Genomic DNA, 21,325 nt, shown 5'->3' with positions numbered 1-21,325 from the left:
ATAAGTCTCTCCTGTTTTATATTGGCAATTATATTGGCTGACCGGGCGCCCGCCCGGCAGCCTTTATCATTTAAAGGCTTTGCTATTTTACGCCATGGATAGTGTCTCAAAAGAAAAGACCCATAAAGAGCGCTATAACTTATTGCTGTTTAAAACAGGGTTTTGGCTGGCGTTTACCTGGTAGGTATAAATTTTGTAATCTTCATCTATCTCCACAATCCGGTACCCTTTGTAGGCCGTACCCCAATCGCCGCCTATGTGCGAATCGAAAAAATGCGGGAACCTGTTACCTGTATACCTTACCCCGTCAAGCGCGTGATCGTGGCCGTGGAACGCTGCTTTTACATTAGGGTAATTGTGCAGCAGGTCGAGTGTTTCGGGGCAATCCAGGAAACCCTCGCCCTTGATCCATTTTATTGGCGGGATATGCAAGATCACAAAAACCACCTTCTTATCGGCAAACTTATCCAGCGATGCCTTAATGAAAGTATTATTGGGGCAAACGTATCCGCCCTTTACATCGGCGGTGTTTGCTAAAACAAAGGCAACGTCGCCATGCTCCACCGTGTAGTTATCCTCGTAGCTAAATACCTTCTTCCATATCGCGGCATCCGCAAAATCATGATTGCCGGGGATGGTATGATAGGGTACATTCAGCTTATCCAGGTATTTGGTCTTTATCTCGGGCAGCAGGTCGGGCCGGTTATGTACCAGGTCGCCATTAATGATCACCATGTCCAGGTGGTTTTTGGCGTGGTCGTCATTCAGCCATTTAATCAGGTTGGCGGTATTCTCTTCAAACGGGGTGCCCGGCTGCGCGTAATGGATATCAGACGCGATAGCAAACCGCAGTTTTGGTTTAGCAATACCGCCGCTTTTATATTGGCTGCCCGGGTTTGCAAAACTGTTTATGGCGGGTAAAAGTGTTAGCCCGGCTATGGCGGTTAAGCTTGTGCCGATAAATTCCCTGCGGTTGCTCATTTGTTTTTTTAGTAAAAATAAGCGCTTAATATTAAATCTGCATCAACAGTAATTTATTTTTATCGGCGTAAATAATACCAAAAATAAAAGGCCCCGGACAATGATCCGGAGCCTTTGCTGATATTATGTTTATTGTATTTACCTGATGATGGTTACCGATCCCGATCGTACACCCTGGCCGTGTTTCAGATCGATGATATAATAGTAGGTATCTGCAGGTAAAAGCCTGCCGTTAAATGTGCCATCCCAGGCAATACCATACCCAACAGAATTAAACACCTGCTGCCCGCCACGGTTGAATATTTTAACCGTACAGTTGGGGTAAAGGTTGATATTGGCAAGTGCCCAGGTATCGTTATAGCCATCGCCATTGGGCGTAAATATGTTTGGCAACACCATAGCAAACGATGCCCTTGTAACTACAATGGTGTAGCGTTTTACAGTTGTGCCATCTTCGGCAGTTACCAACACAATTATTGGGTTGGCACCATCTGACAGTAAAATATCGCCGGACGAAGCGCCGCTGGCAACCGGTACGCCGTTTATGGTTATTTTGGCGTTAGCCTCGGTTGATATGGCCACTACATTGGTTTTGGTGATATTGCTTTGTACCGTTGCGGTGTATGAATAGGTAGTACGGTTAAACGCCGGGGTTAGCTCGCCCTGGGTTAAAAATAACGAAGACAGGCTGGCATCTGCCGATGGTGGCTCCTCCTCGCGGGTTACCACAACGGTATAGGTTTTTGGCGTGCCGTCTGCTGCAGTTACTACTACGTTGATGGTATTTTGCCCTACCGCAAGGTCTACAAAGCCCGATGATGTGCCGCTGTTTACCGCTGCGCCATTTACGGTAACCGTAGCGGTGCCGTCACTCAGCGACGGGGTAATTTTTATCTGATTGGTGGCAAACGGAACCATTGCATCATAGTGTGTTGTGCCGGATGCGAACGGGGAGGATAAGGTTCCCGGGCTTAGCTGCAGATCGCCCAAGTTTGCATTGTTGGAGAATGCACGGTGGATAGTAACGGTATAAATTTTGCCATCACCGTTCTGTGCGGTTACCGCTACAGCTACAGGGTTATCTCCCAGCGCTAATGGTATCGTTGCCGATTCTGCGCCGCTGGCAAGCGGCTGCCCAGCCACCTTGATAGTTGCATTGGCATCGCTTGCGGTTGGTGTTACGGTTGCGGTGAGCGTTGTATTACTTACGTTAACTGAATACCCCGGCGTTCCCGGCGAAAAGGCACGGTCTAGTGCACCTGCGTTAGATACCAGGTTAGACAGATCGGCGTTAGAAGAGCGCTCCCTGGTAACTGTTACTATATATTGTTTTGTGGTATTATTTTGCGCGGTAACAATGGCAGTAACCGTATTTGGCCCCAAGGCTAAAGGTATATTAGCTGATGCGGTTCCGCTGGCAACAGTTACGCCATTTATTTTAACGGATGCCGTTGCATCGCTTACAGTTGGCGTAAACTTAATGCTGGTTACCGTATTCACAACCGATACCGTATAAGCTTGTGTAGCTGGTGCAAACACCTGCAATAAGGTACCCGCGTCCGGCGCAAGGTTAGTCAAGTCCGCATTGGCTGATGCTTCGCGGGTGGTAATTATGGTGTAGGTTTTAATGGTACCATCCTGCGCTTTTACTATGATGGTTATGGTATTGTCTCCTACCGTTAGTGGAATGATATTCGATGCTGTACCCGGCGTAACCGCTGCACCATTAACAGTAACAGTAGATGTAGCATCGCGGGTGTTTGGCGTTACCGTAACACCGGTACTGGCGTTGCCGATGATGGTTGTGTAGTTTATATTCCCGGGTACAAAAGGAGTATTAAGCGTACCACCACTTACCGTGATACCAGCAAGATCCGCATTAGACGAAGGCAACCTGGAGATGGTGACCGTGTAAGTTTTTGTATTACCAGCCTGGGCCTTTACCGTAACCGGGATGGCGTTTGCACCCACATTCAACGGAATATCCGGCGATGCTACGCCACTTGCTACCGTAATACCATTTATGGTGATGGTGGCTGTTGCATCGCTTGCGGTTGGTGTTACGGTTGCGGTTAGTGTTGTATTACTTACGTTAACTGAATATACAAGCGCTCCAGGCGAAAAGCCCTGAGTAAATGTGCCTGCGTTAGATATTAGGTTAGACAGATCGGCGTTAGCAGATGCTTCACGTGTAACCTCTATAGTATAAGTGTTGGTTACACCATTTTGCGCCGTAACTATAGCGCTGACGGTATTTATACCAACCGTCAGGGCTATCGGTGCCGATGATGTTCCGCTGGCTACAGCCACGTTATTTACTTTAACCGTTGCGGTTGCATCAGCCACCGTTGGCTTAACGGTAAGGCTGGTGGTAGCGTTGTTCACTAACGCCTTATAACCATTAATGCCCGATTGAAATGCGGGCGTTAAAGTGCCGGCGCTGATAGTAAGGGCGCTCAGGTCGTTTTCTGAAGAGACCGCGCGGTTCACTATAACCGTATAGGTTTTAACAGTTACCCCATCCTGTGCGGTTACTTTCGTTTCGATGAAATTATTACCAACAGCTAGAACCACCAGTGCAGAAGCCACGCCGTTTGTTGCGGCCACACCGTTTACCGTTATGGTGGCGGTATTATCTGCCAGTACCGGTGTAAATCTAAGGCTGGTAACGTTATTGGTAACCAGCATGGTATATTCAAATATGTTTGTACCGAAGGATTGGTTGTAGGTACCTGAGCTTACGCCAAGTGCTGTTAAAAACGCGTTGGAAGATGGCACCCGGGTTACCGTTGTGGTATAAACCTGGGTAGATGTCCCATCCTGCGCGGTAACCGTAGTGGTAATAACGTTAGGCCCAACAACCAAAGGAAGCGCTGCCGAAGCTGTGCCACTTGCCACGGTTACCCCGTTTACCTTAACTGTAGCACCAGCGTCGGCCACGGTTGGCGTTAGCCTGATGGTTGTAACAGCGTTACCTACGGCAGCATTATAAGTGATGCTTCCGGCAGCAAACACCGGGTTAAGCGTTCCCGCGCTTACTGTTAAGTTGGCCAAATCGGCATTTGGCGACGCCGCACGCGTTACGGTAACCGTATAAGTTTTTGTAACACTACTTTCAGCCGTTACAATTGTAGTTATCGCATTCGGGCCAACATTCAACGGAATGGGAGCCGAAGCAGCACCGCTTGCAACGGTTACCCCGTTTACCTTTATTGTTGCCGAAGTAACCGCAGTGGTGGGTGTTAACCGGATGGTATTTATCGCATTGCTAACATCTGCAGTATAGCTAATTGTACCGGCCGCGAAAACCTGGTTTAAGGTACCCGCGCTCAATGTAATATTGGCCAGGTCGGCATTTGTAGATGGCGCCCTGGTTACCGTTATAGTATAGGTTTTTGTAGTTGTACCATCCTGTGCGGTAATAATGGTTGTAATAATATTAGACCCGCCGTTCAGGTTTATCGCACCAGACGGGGTTCCGCTGGCAACGGTGGTACCGTTTACCGTGATGGTAGCATGAGATTCAGTGCTGGTTGGGGTTACACCAATGCTGGTACTGGTATTTGGTACATCAATGGTGTATGCAGGCGTAGCCTGTGCAAAGGGCGGGGTTAAAGTACCGGTGCTTACCGTTAGCGAGGCCAGGTTTGCATCTGTAGAGGCAGCCGGTTCAGCCCTGTTTACGGTAATGGTATAGGTGTTAATTGTAGCATCCTCGGCGGTTACCTGTACGGTAATAACATTATCGCCCACCACTAAAGGTATTGTACCAGATGCCGAACCGCTGCTTACAATGGTACTATTCATCCGTATTACGGCACCTGCATCGCTGCTGGCTGGTGTAAGGCTGATGCTGGTGGTACCGTTACCCACACGCACGAGATAGTCTACAAAGCCGGATGCGAAGGTTGGCGATAAGGTGCCCGAGCTAACCGTTAAACTGGCCAGATCCGCGTTAGAGGACTGCGGCCTGTTCACGGTTACAGTATAAGTTTTTGTTGTACTACCATCCTGTGCGGTTACCACGACTGTAACAGCATTTGCCCCAACAACAAGCGGTATAGCAGCCGATGCAGAACCGCTTGTTACAGCGGAACCATTAACGGTAATTGTAGCGTTAGGTTCGTTAACAATAGGTGTTAAAGTAACGCTGGTTACTGTATTGGCAACCGAAGCACCATAGTCGGTATTACCCGATGCAAACGCGGGCAAAATAGTTGCCCCGTTTACCGTTAAATTACTTAAGGTAGCATCTGCCGAACCCGCCCGTACTACATTAACTGTATAATTTTTTGGAGCGCCGTTTTCGGCGGTAACTGTAACAGTCACTGCATTGGTACCTGCTACCAGCGGAATATCCTGAGATGCTGTGCCATTGGCAACCGCTACGCCGTTCACCTGTAATGTCGCGTTAGCATCACTTAAGGTAGGGGTGAACTTGATGGTAGTAACCGTATTGCCAACCGAAACACTGTACGTACCGGTATTGCCTGCAAATGCAGGGCTTAAGGTACCCGCGCTTGGCACAAGGTTAGTCAGCAAGGCATCGGCTGATGGCATACGGTCAACCGTAACCAGGTAGTTTTTGATAGTACCATCCGCTGCGGTAACTAATATTGATATAGGGTTGCCACCTAATGTTAAAGGTATTGGCTGCGATGCCGTACCGCTGGTAACTGCAGTACCATTAACCATTATAGATGCACCAGCATCGCTTTGCGTAGGTGTTACAGTTATACTGGCTAAACCGGTTACCGTAACCGTGTAGTTGGAGCTTGCGGCAGTAAAAGCAGGCGATAACGTGCCCGCGTTCAGGGTTATGCCCGATAGATCTGCATTGGGTGAAGCCGCCCGGGTTATATCAACCGTATACGTTTTTGTAGTTACACCATCCTGCGCGGTTACGACTGTAGTAATGGTATTTAATCCCACGTTCAAGCTTATCGGTGCCGAAGCACTTCCGCTGGTTACAGCGGTGCCATTCACGGTTACAATAGCATTGGCATCGGTAGTGGTTGGCGTAATGGTAGCACTGCTCACCCCGTTGGCAGCCGAGACAGCGTAAGTTAATGTAGCCGGATCAAATACCGTTATAGGCCCCGCGCTTGTTGTTAGCGATGACAGGGTGGAAACATCGGATGGGGCACGTGTAACTGTAATGGTATAAGTATTAATGGTCACACCATCTTCTGCTGTCAATTGTACGGTGATATTATTATCACCCACAGCCAAAGGCAGTAGTAACGACGATGTACCTGTTGTAACGATAGTGCCGTTAACCGTTATCACCGAATTGACATCCGCGCCCGTTGGTGTTATAGCGATGTCCGTAGTAGCGTTGCTTACCGCTGCGGTATAAACCGTAGCGCCCGAAGCAAACACCGGAGATAAGGTACCGGCGCTTATACTTAGCGCAGACAGATCTGCGTTAGTTGATGCCGCCCTTGTTACATTAGTGGTATACGTTGTTTTTGTTGTACCATCTTCGGCTGTCACAACCGTTGTGATAACATTTACCCTCACGTTTAATGGTATGGTTGCGGATGGCGTACCACTACTTACCGCTACACCATTTACTTGTATAGTGGCACTAACATCAGATGCGGTTGGCGTTACTGTAATACTTGTAACGCTATTGGTTACCGAAGCGCTGTAAACTAAAATACCGGCTCCAAAAGCGGGCGATAACGTTCCCTGGCTTAATGCCAGCGCCGAAAGATCGGCGTTTGTGGATGCCGCCCTGGTAACGGTGAGGCTATAAGTTTTAAGTGTGGTGCCATCCTGCGCTGTTACAGCGCTTGTAATAACGTTTGCACCAACGTTTAGCGGGATAGTGGCAGATGCTACACCACTGGCAACTGTAACCCCGTTTACTTTTATAGTAGCGGTGGCATCGGCAGTGGTTGGTGTGATAGTTATACCTGTTACCGTATTCGCTACGGCGGCGGTATAATTTAGTGTAGCAGGGTTAAACAATTGTGTTAAGGAGCCATCGCTTAAACCAAGCGAAGCAAGATCGGCATTTACTGATGCTGCCCTTGTTACTTGTATGGTGTAAGTTTTGTTGTTGCCATTCTCATCGGTTACTATAGTAGTAATGGTATTAAGCCCAACAGTTAAAGGGATAGCGGTTGATTGTGCGCCACTTGCTACTGCTGCGCCGTTTACCTGTATTGTAGCCAGGCTATTGGGACTAGTTGGCGTAATTATAAAGGTGGTTGTAGCATTGCTTACCGCTATTGTATAATCGGCTGTGCCCGAAGCAAATGCCGGGTTTAACGTACCTGCACTTACGGTTAAGCCCGAAAGATCGGCATTTGGTGGTACCGGCGTGCGGGTTACATTAAGAGTATATGTTTTTTGGGTAACACCATCAGTGGCCGTAACCACAATTGAAATAGCATTTGCACCAAGCAAGAGCGGCACCGGGGTGGAAGCTGCACCGCTTACTACAGCTACGCCATTTATTTTGATGTTGGCGGCCGCATCCATGGCGGTTGGCGTAATAATGATGCTGGTTTTTGTAACACTGGCGCTATAAGTTGTAGTTGCCGAGGCGAATGCCGGCGATAGGGTACCAAAATTAAGCGCAACGTTACTTAAACGCGCTTCGTTGGTTATATTGATTATTCGTATAGTTATATTAGAAACACTGCTGCCGCCAAGGTTGTAAGCGGTAATTTTATAACTGCGGCTTGGCGTAACAGTTGTTGGCTTCCCGCTGATAATACCTGTTTTATTATCAAATACAAGCCCGGCTGGTAAAAAATCGTGGGGGTAAATACCATAGCCAAGCGTCTCAATTTTACGCACTGCGTTGTTGCCATAATCTGCCACAAACAAGTGGCCGTTTTGGTCTGCAGCCACACCCAGGGGGTAAGAGAAACTGGATGACATGCCGTTACCGTTTAACAACCTATACTGTCCATCCCCGGCTAAAATGATTACCTCGCCGGAAGGTGTGATTCTCCGAATTTTGCTATTTGCCGCATCGGCTACGTAGATGGTGCCTATAGGGTCAACAGCAACGGCAGCCGGCGAATTAAATGCTGCAGCGGTTCCTGCACCATCAAGTTCATCGGCAGCTCCCGAGCCGGCAAATGTTGTTACCTGCCCTGCCGGTGTTATTTTACGTATCACCTGGCCAACAAGATCGGCCACAAAAACATTCCCGTCGAAATCGCTGGCGATGCCTAACGGCACTGTAAAAGTTGCCGACGAGCCCGGGCCATTTACCGACCCGGTTGCACCGGTCCCGGCGAGTAGCGTTACCTGCCCGTCGAGCGTTCTTTTTCGGATCGTTTTAGTATCCGTGTCGGCTATGTATATATTTGATAACCCGTCTACGGCCACTCCCTGGGGATTGGCAAACTCCGCATCGGCATCGGCTCCGTTCACATAACCATAATTACCCGCATAACCCGCAAGCGTGCTAACCGTTCCTGTTGATGATATTATCCTGATCTTATTATTTCCCGCATCGGCTACGTAAATATTCCCCTGTGCATCCGAGCCCAGTCCTGACACATTATTTAAACCGGCTCCTGTACCCGTGAATAAAGATACAGCGCCCGCCGGCGTTATTTTGCGTATTTGCTTGCCCGCATCAGTCACATAAACATTACCCGCAGCATCTGTGGCTATACCCCAGGGTTGAGAAACCCCCGTTGCAAATGTGGTTACTTCTCCATAACTAATGGCAGGTACCGCGCCACCCGTATTGGTAGGCGCCAAATTTGGTATAGTTACGTTTACCGGAAAATTATTAGTGGTATTATAAGATATAACGGGGCCGGGGATGGCCGCTTTCGCTCTAACTACGGATACCTGGTAATTACTTATTGTTAAACCATCTTCCGCAGTCACCTTTATGGTGATATCGTTATTTCCTAAGTTTAAAGGGATGGTATTAGATGCTGCTCCGCTTGCCAGTGCTAAGCCATTAACCGTTAGCGACGCCTGCAGGTTATTTAAAACAGGGGTAACCGTAGTACCTGATTCACTATTGGCAACATTAATAACATACCTTTTGCCGGTTGCCACAAAGGCAGGGTTTATACTGCCCACACTGGCTGTTAAACCACTAAGCGTAGCATCTGTAGATGGCAGCCTTACTGCAATGCTTATGGTTTTGCTGATGCTTCCTGCATTATTATAAGCAAAAATGGTATAATTGGCGGCGGCGGCTACATCTGTAGGCGTACCGCTGATAATGCCCGTGGTTGGATCAAAAACCAGCCCTGCCGGCAGGTCTTTATCAATAAAATAACCTGTGGTAATTGCTTTGCGGATACAATTGGTCCCGTCATCTGCAACGTACATATTGCCGCTCGGGTCAAATGTGATCCCTATAGGGAAACCAAAGTTAGCATTGGCGCCTATTCCATCTATTCTGTCGAAATAGCCGCCCGCTCCTGCGAAGGTAACTACATCACCATTGGGGCTAATTTTGCGTATAACACTATTGTAAGAGTCGGTTACAAACACGTTCCCGATAGCGTCTACAGCAACATCGCCGGGCTTGTTAAACCTTGCAGCAGTTCCGTTGCCGTTAGAATAACCGGCCACACCGTTGCCGGCCAGGGTAGAAACTACACCGCCTGGCGTTATTTTACGAATGGCGCTGTTATTAAAATCGGCCACGTAAACGTTGCCTGCTGCGTCAACATCCAGCCCAAACGGATTTTTGAACTTTGCAGATGCAGCGGGGCCGTTCCCTAACCCGCTTGCGCCACTGCCCGCCCAAACGGTTACTACACCAGCACTTATCTTACGTATCTGGTTGTTACCAAAGTCGGCTACGTAAACATCCCCCGCAGCGTTAACTGCAACATCCTGTGGACTGCTGAAAGACGCCGTTAATGCGGGCCCGTTGCCGGAGCCGATAGTGCCGTTACCCGCAATAATGGTTACAACCCCTGCCGGTGTGGCTTTTTTTATGAGCTGGTTACCGGTATCAGCAATATAAATATTACCGTCGGCACCAACTGCTACGCCAGCCGGCGAAGATAAGCCCGTTGATATAAATGTGCTAACTAAACCAGCCGGAGTTACTTTGCGGATGGCATTGTTCTCGTAATCGGCAACGTAAATATTACCTGCCGCGTCGCTTGCTATGGCATAGGGTGCCTGGAAACGCGCCGCCAAACCCACATCGTTCACAAAACCCGCGGTTCCGTTTCCGGCTAAGGTGGTAACATCGCTGTAAATAGTAGCGGGCACCGCACCGCCCGAATTTGCGGGCACAAGGTTTGTAATGGTTTTGCCAAGCACATAAACCTGCGGGGTAGTGTATGAAATATTAGGAGCCTGCGCAAAACCTGTCGCAGCAATTATCAATAGAAAACCAGAAAGTAAAAGTTTCTTCATATTATCAAATTCATCGGCGCGTCGCCAAATTATTACCGCCATTTAAACAACGCGCATACATTTTTGCCCGCACTATTTAGAAAATAGCCCAACAAATACCACATTAAAATTTTGTGCAGATCTCCCGGCGCGGATAGTTGCGTGCCGAACGATAATTATACTGATACAGAAAGAGGGTAACCTCACGTATGCCAGTAAAGAAATTTTAATAGTTATTAATTAGAGCCGTTAACTTAAAAATAATAATTTTCTTTTACTTGCTTAGCCCTTTCATATACAAGGCGGGGGTAATAAACTAATAATGAGAAATTTATAGGGGAAAAATACAATTATTATTTCTATTATCAAAACTATAAAATATAAGTGCCTTGTAAATGCTTCATTGTCAATATCATACTTTTAGAGAGAAGTATTTATCATTTTGTTAATAAAACTTAGAGCTATAAAGCGGGAATATGATTAATTAGCTTAATTATTTCTGCCGAAAAAATAACTACCCCTGCACCGCCGCCGCAGCAAAAGTGCCGTATTCTAAAATTACGACTTTCCCAATAACGGCCATTTATTTTTTTATTAATAACAATAAATTAACACTTGCATTGAATCATCTATAATAATTATTACCTTACGTTTAAATTAACGCAAACTTTAACCCCTACCACAGTTTTATGAAGAAAAAGCTACTCTTTATTGCCATGTTATTTTTTATTACGGGTACGGCCCTCGCCCAAAAAATAACAGTTACCGGTACGGTTACCGGGTCGATAGATAATTTAACCATGCCCGGCGTAAGCGTGCGGGTGAGCGGCAGTACCATTGGTACCAGTACCAATAAAGATGGTTATTTTTCCATATCGGCATCATCGGCGGCCGAACTGGTTTTTAGCTACACCGGGTACAAAACGCAAACCGTGCCGGTAAGCGGAAAAACGGTTATCAACATTGTTTTGGTAAGCGATATATCGCAGCTGAACGAAGTAGTTGCCATTGGTACGCGCTCTGCAGGGCGCGTAAAGCTGGAAACCGCGGTACCGGTTGATGTAGTTAACGTAAGCAAAGCAGCGGCATCAACAGGCCGGTTGGATCTTACCGACATATTAAACTATGCCGCCCCATCCTTCAACTACAACAAACAATCAGGCTCGGACGGTGCCGACCACGTGGAGCTGGGTACCCTAAGAGGCCTGGGACCCGACCAAACGCTGGTATTGATCAACGGCAAACGCCGCCACCCAACCGCTTTTGTTGCAGTATTTGGCACGCGCGGCCGCGGTAACTCGGGCGTAGACCTAAGTTCTATCCCAACTGCGGCTATCGACAGGGTGGAGATCCTGCGCGATGGTGCTTCAGCTCAATACGGTTCTGACGCGATCGCGGGTGTTATCAACCTTGTTCTAAAGAAAAACACTAATGTATTTACCGTAAACGCGGGCTACTCGGGCTACTACGATCCGGCCTTTAACAGCGGTAAAAGTGTAGTTGCCGGCTATTACCCGCATGCGGGCACCATAGATGGCAAAGCCCTTACTGTTGATGCCAACTACGGGTTCGACATTGGCAATAACGGTGGTTTCTTCAACATTACCGGCGAGTACGCTCAAAACGATAAAACCTTCCGCCAAACGCACGATACCACTACCTCAAACCCGGCCGCTTTACCCATAAACCCCTACCGCCGGGCAAATGGCGATGGCTCTGGCAAAAGCGGAACGGTATTCTTCAACAGCGAAATCCCGCTGGCAGGTACGCAAACCACCTTTTACAGCTTTGGCGGTTACAGCTACAAACCATCTGATGCGTATGCCTTTACCCGTAACCTATCGGGCAGGCCGGAGCGTTTCCCGGTTGATTACACAAAGTCTACCGATATCATTTTCACTACCCCGGATGGCGACTCCTATTACAACCCGATCATTCAAACTCATAACACCGATGTATCTTTTGCAGCCGGTTTTAAAGGTACCGTTGGCGATGGCTGGGACTGGGACCTGAGCAACAACACGGGTAATAACAAGTTCCACTTTTTTGGCGATAAAACGTTTAACGCGTCGCTGGGTGCTTACAAAACCCATTTTGATGATGGCGGTTCGGAGTTTTTACAGAATACAACCAACCTAAACGTTAACAAACATTTCAGTAAAGTAGCAGCTGGCCTAAACTTTGGTTTTGGTGGCGAATTTCGTTACGAACGCTATAAGATCTTCGCCGGTGAGGATGCCTCTTACCGTAATTACGATGCTACCGGCGCACAGGCCGCAGGATCGCAGGGTTTCCCGGGTTTCCAACCAGCCGACGAGGCAAACGCCAACCGTAAAGTTGCCGGTGTTTATGTAGACTTTGAGCTTGATGTTACTAAGAAGTGGCTGGTAGACTTTGCCAACCGTTACGAACATTACAGCGATTTCGGTTCTACCTTTAATACCAAATTCGCTACCCGTTACAAAGTGACCGATAATTTTAACATCCGTGGCTCGGCCGGTACAGGTTTCCGCGCGCCATCATTACAGCAGATCAATTACAGCAATACCTTTACCAACGTACAAGGTGCCATTGTATCTGAGGTTAAGATAGCGCCAAACTACAGCCCTATTACCAAGGCTGCAGGCATCCCTAACCTGAAACAAGAAAAATCTAAAAACGCAGGCTTAGGTTTTACCTATAAACCTATCCCCGAGTTAAGCTTTACCGTAGATGGTTACATTATTAAGGTAACCGACCGCGTGGTACTATCTGGCCAGTTCAGCGCGTCAGACCCAACGCTCGATCCATCCTTCACCAATGCCTTAAACAACCTTAGCGTAAGCGCCGCGCAGTTTTTTGCTAACGCCGTAAACACCACCAACCGTGGTTTGGATGTGGTGATAGATTACAGCAAAACAGTTGGCGCAAACCGCTTCAAAGTATTGTTTGCGGGTAACTTCCAGAGCATGGATATTGATAAAGTAAACTACCCTGCTATTTTGGGCACCACTCCAGCCCTGCAGGAAACCTTCCTGAGCTCACGCGAGAAGAAATTTATTCTGGCCTCGGCCCCGCCGCAAAAATTCACTTTAAACCCGGAGTACGGTCATAAAAGCTTTACTGTAGGCACCCGCTTTACCTACTTTGGTAAAATAGACTTGTTAGGTTATGGCGATGGCAGCACCCTTACCCCTACTGTACCTACCGATGATGGCTCGGCACAACTGGCCGACGAGTACATCTACAGCGGCAAAGTAACCAGCGACCTGTATTTTTCTTACAAAGTGAGCAAAACCACCCGTTTTTCGCTTGGTGCGGATAACGTATTCAATGTTCACCCGGATCTTGCCTATGTAAAAGGCGCCAAAGGCTGGGCTTACAACAACGAGCCATCCGGCCCGTTTGACGCGGTGCAGATGGGTGGCAACGGCCGCCGCTTTTTTGCGCGCGTTGGCTTCACCTTTTAATTAATATCTGACCCCCTATATCACAAAGCCGCCCTGTTTTACGGGGCGGCTTTTTTGTGGCATAAGTGCTATGCAAAAAGCCGCCCGGGGTAACGGGCGGCTTTATTTGTTCTCATCTTCAAATCACTTTATTATTCTCTAATGGTGCTGATGAAATTGTATTCGTTCCAGTTTACCGTTGGCATTAATGGCGTACTCTGCATCGTGTGTGTCGGTGTCTACTTTTAATGCAGATACAGGTTTGGGTTTAGCTTTACGGGGCATTAAGGGAATTATTATTAATGCTAATAATAAAACCACCCCTAAAAATTCAATTAACATGTTGGTTTTTATTTAATATTCAAATCATTTGTACTTGCGCATCCAAAAGAGTGCCGAAAATTTCCGCTGAAAACAAAAGCTTTGTTTAAACAATTTAAACGCAGATTTTTAATTTCGAAGCAGTATTTTTCGCCATCGAACCCCTCCCAAAACGGGATGGTTTCTTTTCAAACTGAACTATTTAACAAGCTATTAGGTTTATTTTCTCAGGAATTGGTTAGCCTTGTTTTTGCAGTTCAAATTACTATGCATGCATACGATTTATTTTGCATTAAGTTTCATTTATTATTTAACCCGCAAATCATAACGAGACGATGCCGAGCACATCGCGTATTCGTATCATGTTCATGTCCAGGCTGGTGCATGGCCTTGGGTTGGCAGGACGCTTAGCAAGCTCGGTCTATCTAAATTCAACGTATATTCTTTTAGCAGAGTGGATGGTTTTACCTGCTGTAAGACGAGGAGGACATACTGCTTCCGGCTTTCACAAAAAAGGTCATTATTGCCGTGACAGCCAGGGCCACAACCAACCAAACTACATACCCGAATGCAGCCATCACAGCTGAGCTAATAACGTTTGGCGTATCCGTTATCCGCTCGGCCATCCAACCTATCGATGCAATGCCAGCTATAAATGCGCCTGCAACACGCAAGCCATTATAAAAATTGATCCTGCTGAGGATGATAAGCCAGGGAATGACCAGGACGATAATAAAAACCTGCATCAGTTCGATGCCTAAGTTAAAGCCCAGGATACTTAGTGCCATGCGGCCTCTATCGAGGTTTAAATTTACCAGTGTTTCGGCAAAGGCCATGCCGTGGACGAGCCCGAAACCTCCGGCGATGTATATTTCCTTACCCGGAAAAATAGGTTTGTACGCGTGTATAGCCGAGATCAAAATACTCAACGCTATTAAAATTTCTATCGCCCTGCCGGGGAAATAAATAAGGCCGGTTGCACCTATCAATAAAGTGATGGAATGCCCTATGGTGAAAGCGGTAACTATTTTAAATATCCGGACCAAACTATAGCCTACCCCGCCAAACAGTCCCCATTGTTTGCGGTTAGTCACCAACATGGCGGGCAGCAGCAGCGTAAATAAAAATAATAAATGATCTACCCTTTGCCTCATTTGCTGCATGCCAAGGGAAAACATATCAACAAAACTTTCCCATAAACTGTGCTGCTGCATGTGTTGCAATACTCCGGTTGGTTTGTGAGCTGTGTAAAACACCGTGCCTGAATTTTGCAGTGGTTTTGCATCCGTTTTTATAGCGCTAAAGAAACACAGCAACAGCGTTAATATAAACAGCCGGCCATAAAGTACGGCGCGGCTGCTTTGTCTGGTCTGGATATGCATTTGATGGTTAGAATTAAAGTTATTACCGTAATCGGGTACATGGTCTCTGTAAATGCTGTGGTAGTGAATTTGGCCAGGATAAATCTTCAGGCTATATGTGCCAAATATGTACAAGTACAGTGTGATCGCGATGTTTGTCTCGACCAACCGCAGTATTGTATCGGTAAAAAGAATTGTTTGTTTACTTTAAGTCGATGAGTAGCAATATGGCGTTATTGCTCAATGCTTCGGCTTCAATGATATCGGCATCCCAAAGGGCCAACCCATCCTGCTCGTGTAAAAGGCGGTTCTGCAGTTCGAACGCACCGCTTATTACAAATGAGAACACCTTGGATGTTTTACCAACGGGCCGGTAAACCACCTCTTCCCGACCACCAAACCTGCCGATAAGCATTTTAAAAGCGCAGCCTGGATGGCCCACCACCGGGATAAGCTGGTTAGGGAATTGCTCCAGGTCAAACGTAAAGCTTTCGGCGATCCGGGCATTCAGGTCATCACTCTTAATTTCTATCCTGATGTAGTTTACCCAGTTAGCCGGGTACGGGTTGGCAATTTTAAATTCCGTCCCTTTTTCCATCGGGACTACCAGTACCTCGCCCGCGTCCGTTTCAAAATGCTGCGTGTTGTCGCAATAAATTATGCCGCCTGTTATGGGTAACAGCACCAGGTAGCTATTGTACTTTGCTTGCTGTGTGATGGATGAACCTGCCGACAGGATCTCGTCATTCAGGGTATATAAATTGCCAAATGGCTCTTTATCAGCATTCTTAAAATCGCCAAAGCTAAAGGTAGAAGAACATTGCTGTACGGCATCTTCGGCAAAGCCACGCTGATCTGCCAAAAATATTTTAGCGGGTGATAGGGTTATGCTCATGCCATTTCGGTGATGGAGTAAATACTCAAATATGGTTGTAATTGCATTATGTGCGTTAAAACCTCCTGTGTTTCCTGGCCTGATGGCGCAAGCAGCAGGTAATTATCAATAGTGCCGTACCATATCATCGGCTCCGAAAAAAAACTGATGGCCACCTGGTGTTTTTCCCTGCTATCAAAATGCGAGTTGATGATCTCGAACTGGTAATTTTTGAATTTGATAAACCTGCGGCCAAGATTGTTCAAAATATCGGGCACCACTTCGTTCAGCTGCTGTATGTAGCCGGTTATGGCCGGGCCAACCATCTGGTTTATCTTTTGGGCACCGGGCACCTCATGCACCAGTTCGGCGAAGGATGGGTATTGCTTTGCCTCAGCAAAATTTTGCACCTGCAGCCGGAACTCGGCATAGCTATCCTCCAGCACAAACTTATCCCAGGGTTTGGTTGCGTTGCTATCTATTATTTTACGATAGCAAAGTTTGACGGTTGATTTTTTCATCATAGAGTAAATACCCGGAAAACGCTGTTGATTTGCTGGTTATGCCGGTACAGCCATTACAATGCTTAAGGCAAAACCATCGGTAGTGTTGCCAGTTACGGTGGCCATTTCTAAACTGGTGCCATCGCTAAACACATTATCGCTCGCGTTATAAGTATAGCCCGAAAAGCCCTTTTTATAGCCACCAACGGCTACAACCGCAGTGCCTGTACCTTCGGGGAAGGCAATTTGGGTAACTTTTAACGAGGTGCCCGACGCGTTATAAATATGCACATGGATATGCGTCGCGCGACCCGTATACCAGCCCGGGAAAATACTGGTAAAGGTTACCACGCCTGCAGAATTGGTTGTTTGCCTGCCGCGTAAAAAATGTACCGACTGGTAGTTTGTTGATTGCGAGCCCGAACCGCCATACTCGGAGTAATTCCCTTCGGCATCGCAATGCCAGATATCTACCAGGGCGTTTGCAACCGCGTTACAGTTATCGTTGTTGTTGGTAATGGCTATGCTCACCGTCATTTTATAACCGCTGCGGCCATCGGTAATATCGCTGCGCACATAAGAGGCGGGCGCTTTGGTTGGGTATGGACCTTCCGTCTCGGTTTGGATAACGCTGCAACTCCCGGAGGTGCCTGTTGTAGTACCGGTAGTTGTGCCAGAGGTACTTGTAGTTGCGGCAGTTACGTCTGCATCCTTTTTGCAGGCCTGCAGCAATACCGATGACGATACGCTGCCTACCAATAAGCTCTTTAAGAAATTCATCCTTTCCATAATAATACCTCCTGATTAGTTTAAGTTATATTTTACTAATCCGAAGGTATCATTACGGTGGGGAACACTATCGGGGGTGTCGATTAATGGATGCTTTGTCCCGATGAATAATGGGCTAACAAGCTACCACACATCCATTTCGCGGATCTGGCTCTTGTATGCGGGCGGCAGGATGGCTTCTTTGAGCAAGCCATGCAACCCCACCGCCCTGCTTAGTTTATAAAAACCGATAACCGGGCGCAGGTAGGATATGCTGTAAATAGGCAGCAGGCGCTTCGCTTCCTGAGGTACTATCAGCAATTGCACCTGTTTAAGCAACTGGTAACGGACTGTGCCTAAATGCTTTTGGTATTGTTTAAACAGGTCGATGGTAAAATCGCTTTTGATCAGATCAGCTTCGAGGTGCTCTGTGCGAACGGTTAGCCAGTGTTTATAATTATAAGGCATATCCTTTAGCCCCATGCGCAAGCCCATCCGGTAAAAAACCTCGAACACCTCTTCCTTCTCCTCATCAGATAAGGGCCGCTCCAGCAGCTCAAATGAGCGTACCGAATAATCTATCAGCATAAATATAACGTCCCGGTACGCCCAGTCGGGGATCTGCGCGCCGCGGGCCTGTTCCACGCCATGGTGAATGGCGTTTATTTTATCAATTGCTGCCAGCGCACCATCATGGTCCGAAAAGATGATCATGCGCCCGTAAGCCACGGTAGAAAATAATCTTCCTAACGGATCGGCCGGGAGGCGGCCGGTAAAGTACAACCAGTCAACGGCCTTGTTCAGCGCAAATTCCGCAGCAGAGCCGGCGAATATAAACAGGATATTATCGGCCTTACTCCATATCTCACGTACTATCGAACCTTCTGCCACAAAGTATTTCACTTGGGTTTTATCCATTTTTTGTTGCTACTACTTGTTTTAAACCGGCCAGCCAGGTTTCTATCAATACCACTAATACCATGCCCAGCGTGTAGGCGAGCAAATCCTCCCACCTAAAGGTGGTACCCATTAAATTGCGGGCAATGGCCGAGTTTTCCCAACCCAATTTATAAATGAGATGATAATACTGGGTAATTTCCACAACGTACGATAAAATAAGTACGCCTATGGCTGTTACCCACAGATCGCTTTTTAGAAATGCCTTTATGCTGCAATAAACCAATATCACCACCAAAAAATCGCCGCCATAGGGGCGGATAATGCTATCGTGCACAAAATCGGCTATCAGCACTTCGGCATTAAAAAGTAGTACCGCCAGGGCGAAATAATATTTATTGAACTTAAGCTTCATAACCCGCTGCCGTTAAGCTGTTGTAACTTTTTAATGCTTATGTAACTGATATACAATGGAATAATTCCAACAGCCCCGAAAGAACAATCTACCAAAGTCCAAAAGAAGGGAATACCCCTGATAGGCCCCATGATGAATGCCAGCGGCAATATAGCCACGCAGGCGATCATCCCAAACTCGATCACCCAGATGTTTTTTTCAGGGTTACGCAACGGACCGATGAAAAGTACCGCCAGCATAATATGCGCGAAGGCCAGCCAATCGGTACCATAGCTAAGGAAGGGATAGGCCTGATTACTTAGCCTAACGCCCTGGTATACAACATTTATCCAGCTGTGCATGTATTCGGGAGCGGCACCGCTCAGGTTGGCCAGCAGGTGCAGTTCGGTCTCCAGTGGGAAGGCGGTTATGCCGCTGAGGAACAGTCCGGCTATTATTATTTTAATGCAGGTTTTTATCCGCCGCAGGATACGGGCGTAGTTTATGGTACGCGCCAGTTTGATGGGGGTCCGAGAGGTTTCGATGTACCTGCTGAAATGGGTGCCGGCATCAACAAATTGGGTGGTTTGGAGTGTTTTCATGATTTTTTGGTGCTAAAATTTGCGTGTTTTTTAGTAAAATATCGCCAAAAAAGGGCTTTTTTCGCGCCTTTTGAGGCTTGTTTTTCAGTTGATTTTTTATTTCGTTTTTTAAGGGCTCGACGATTTCTTTAAAATATCCAGAGCGGCTAATTCTTCAATTTTCTGTTTTAGTTTTTGGGGCGAGGAGGCGTTTACATTCACCAAATAAAACTGCCCTTCATTTTTGGCGGCGGCCCATCGCCAGGCAAACTGGTTTACGGTTTTTAGCTGGCCGTTATCAAACCACCAGGCGGCGTAGATCCTATCGGTGTTTTTGACGAGGGTGGCGGTGTACAATTCGTGCTTGCCAATGGTTTCTTTGCGGATGCTTTTGAAAGCATAGCCACTGCCCACCCAGCAGATCATCGGGTCGTGCTCGGGCGCATAAAAGGCTGTTGGTTTGAGGTAGATGAGCGCATCCTTATTTTCGAATTTCAGGATGCCACCATCCAGTTGCTTTTTGTGGTAGCCCGCCAGTTGGATGGTATTGGTTGAGCTGACCAATGCATCCGCCTTTACCAAATGGCTTGCCACAAATAACATAGCGGCCAACAGGGCGATGTGCAGAAATGGATAGCGGATCCCCTGTTGTTGCCCGGGCTTGGGCTTTACAGTGGCGACTTTCCCAAACCGGGCCAGCAAGGGCCTGATACCCAGCAGCAGCGGGACCAATACATAAACAAACAAACAGCCTATGCCCACAGCATCGTGCAAAAAAGTGCCCGGCATAATTTTAAATGCTACCAACAACAGGATCCGGAAGAAGTTGCAAACTACATTAAGCGCAACGGTTACGGTGCAGAGCAATAACAACCATTTAAAATTCAATACTTTACCTGTTTGCTTTTGATAATAAGCCAATACAAACAGGCCTATCAGTATCGACATGACCAGCATATTCAAACCCGCGCAGGCCGGGTCTACCGAAAACTCATAATTGCCCAGCAAGATCTGGTTACCGGCCGCGCTGGCGGGTATGCCTCCGGCGCTTAGCACATCTGCCACCCGTTCGCTCAGCCAAAGCCTCACCGGGAACTCGCCCAGCCGGGTAAAGTGCCCAAACACAGGGGATACCAATATTATCAAAAAAAACAGGCTATCGCCGAGCCTGCCGATGCTGTTCTCTATTAGCAACAATACCACAAACAGCATCGCCACAAAAAACAAGGTATTTACGGGCAGTAGTATGGCCAAACCGGTAGTCAGCAACGCCGGTAACAGGTAACGCAGGCTGTAGCGTGTTCTATCTGCCTGGCATATATAAGGTATCAGCAATAACCCCATCGCCAGATTGGCATTCCATATTAAATACCCGGGAACGAACCATAGCGCCAGGGCCAGGTAAACCAAGCCCAATAAGGCTGCTGGCTGCATTTTGATGGGTGTTTTTAGTGGAATAGTTAGCATTTTTGGTTTTGTTGTTTAAGTTCCCCTCTTGAGAGGGGTTAGGGGTGTGTTAGTGAGTTTGCATGGCGGAGAACACACCCCTGCTACCGCTCTTTCCTTCGCGCCCCCTCTCGAGAGGCGAATTTGAAAATCTGCCTTTGCTGCCTTTTCTTTTTTACCCTCTTTCCGCTTGCGGAGAGAGGGTCGGACAGCGGAGCGCATCCGGGGTGAGTTCACTCGCCATGCGGAGAACACACCCCTGCTACCGCTCTTTCCTTCGCGCCCCCTCTCGAGAGCATAGCCGTCAACTTAAGCAAAGAAGCCAAAATAAGCGCAGGAAAGTTATAATTTGAACAGAGCGTAGTTTGCCGTAAAGGCAAACTATGTATTTTTGCGCTCATATTATTTTTATCATTTTTAAAG

General features: G+C 47.4%; 12 protein-coding genes. 1 reads left to right on the top strand and 11 read right to left on the bottom strand.

Annotated features, from left to right (window positions below):
* Nucleotides 1-132: 132 nt before the first annotated feature.
* On the bottom strand, nt 133-981 hold the full coding sequence (locus ABIX36_RS04220) for a metallophosphoesterase (RefSeq protein ID WP_348080915.1): 849 nt from the start codon (nt 979-981) through the stop codon (nt 133-135).
* Between the two features lie 138 nt (nt 982-1,119).
* Nucleotides 1,120-10,350 carry a cadherin-like beta sandwich domain-containing protein gene (locus tag ABIX36_RS04215; RefSeq protein ID WP_348080914.1) on the bottom strand — a complete coding sequence of 3,077 codons (9,231 nt, stop codon included), beginning with the start codon at nt 10,348-10,350 and terminating at the stop codon, nt 1,120-1,122.
* Between the two features lie 668 nt (nt 10,351-11,018).
* Here ABIX36_RS04215 and ABIX36_RS04210 point away from each other — a divergent pair.
* Nucleotides 11,019-13,778 carry a TonB-dependent receptor gene (locus ABIX36_RS04210; protein ID WP_348080913.1) on the top strand — a complete coding sequence of 920 codons (2,760 nt, stop codon included), beginning with the start codon at nt 11,019-11,021 and terminating at the stop codon, nt 13,776-13,778.
* A 138-nt stretch (nt 13,779-13,916) separates the two neighbouring features.
* Here ABIX36_RS04210 and ABIX36_RS04205 read toward each other — a convergent pair whose 3' ends face one another.
* The 9 genes from ABIX36_RS04205 to xrtN all read right to left on the bottom strand — a co-directional run bounded on the left by ABIX36_RS04205 (nt 13,917) and on the right by xrtN (nt 20,923).
* A complete protein-coding gene (locus ABIX36_RS04205; RefSeq protein WP_348080912.1) occupies nt 13,917-14,042 on the bottom strand; it encodes a hypothetical protein in 126 nt (41 codons plus the stop codon).
* Between the two features lie 500 nt (nt 14,043-14,542).
* Nucleotides 14,543-15,460: a HupE/UreJ family protein gene (locus ABIX36_RS04200; protein ID WP_348080911.1), complete on the bottom strand. Its 918-nt coding sequence runs from the start codon at nt 15,458-15,460 to the stop codon at nt 14,543-14,545.
* A gap of 181 nt (nt 15,461-15,641) precedes the next feature.
* A complete protein-coding gene (locus ABIX36_RS04195; RefSeq protein ID WP_348080910.1) occupies nt 15,642-16,334 on the bottom strand; it encodes a hypothetical protein in 693 nt (230 codons plus the stop codon).
* Entirely contained in the window at nt 16,331-16,837 is a 507-nt protein-coding gene (locus ABIX36_RS04190) for a hypothetical protein (protein WP_348080909.1), read from the bottom strand. The genes ABIX36_RS04195 and ABIX36_RS04190 overlap by 4 nt, the downstream gene beginning before the upstream one ends.
* Before the next feature lie 36 nt (nt 16,838-16,873).
* A complete protein-coding gene (locus ABIX36_RS04185; protein WP_348080908.1) occupies nt 16,874-17,596 on the bottom strand; it encodes an intradiol ring-cleavage dioxygenase in 723 nt (240 codons plus the stop codon).
* Between the two features lie 132 nt (nt 17,597-17,728).
* Nucleotides 17,729-18,502: an oxygenase MpaB family protein gene (locus tag ABIX36_RS04180; RefSeq protein WP_348080907.1), complete on the bottom strand. Its 774-nt coding sequence runs from the start codon at nt 18,500-18,502 to the stop codon at nt 17,729-17,731.
* On the bottom strand, nt 18,495-18,896 hold the full coding sequence (locus tag ABIX36_RS04175) for a DUF2809 domain-containing protein (protein ID WP_348080906.1): 402 nt from the start codon (nt 18,894-18,896) through the stop codon (nt 18,495-18,497). Before ABIX36_RS04175 ends, ABIX36_RS04180 begins: the two co-directional genes overlap by 8 nt.
* Nucleotides 18,893-19,477, bottom strand: coding sequence for a hypothetical protein (locus ABIX36_RS04170; protein ID WP_348080905.1), 585 nt, complete (start codon nt 19,475-19,477; stop codon nt 18,893-18,895). Before ABIX36_RS04170 ends, ABIX36_RS04175 begins: the two co-directional genes overlap by 4 nt.
* Before the next feature lie 108 nt (nt 19,478-19,585).
* Entirely contained in the window at nt 19,586-20,923 is a 1,338-nt protein-coding gene (xrtN, locus tag ABIX36_RS04165) for an exosortase N (protein ID WP_348080904.1), read from the bottom strand.
* Between the last annotated feature and the right edge of the window lie 402 nt (nt 20,924-21,325).

Origin of the sequence: Mucilaginibacter sp., assembly GCF_039925265.1 — a bacterium.
GTDB lineage: Bacteria > Bacteroidota > Bacteroidia > Sphingobacteriales > Sphingobacteriaceae > Mucilaginibacter.
This window is presented reverse-complemented; position numbering and strand designations above follow the sequence as displayed.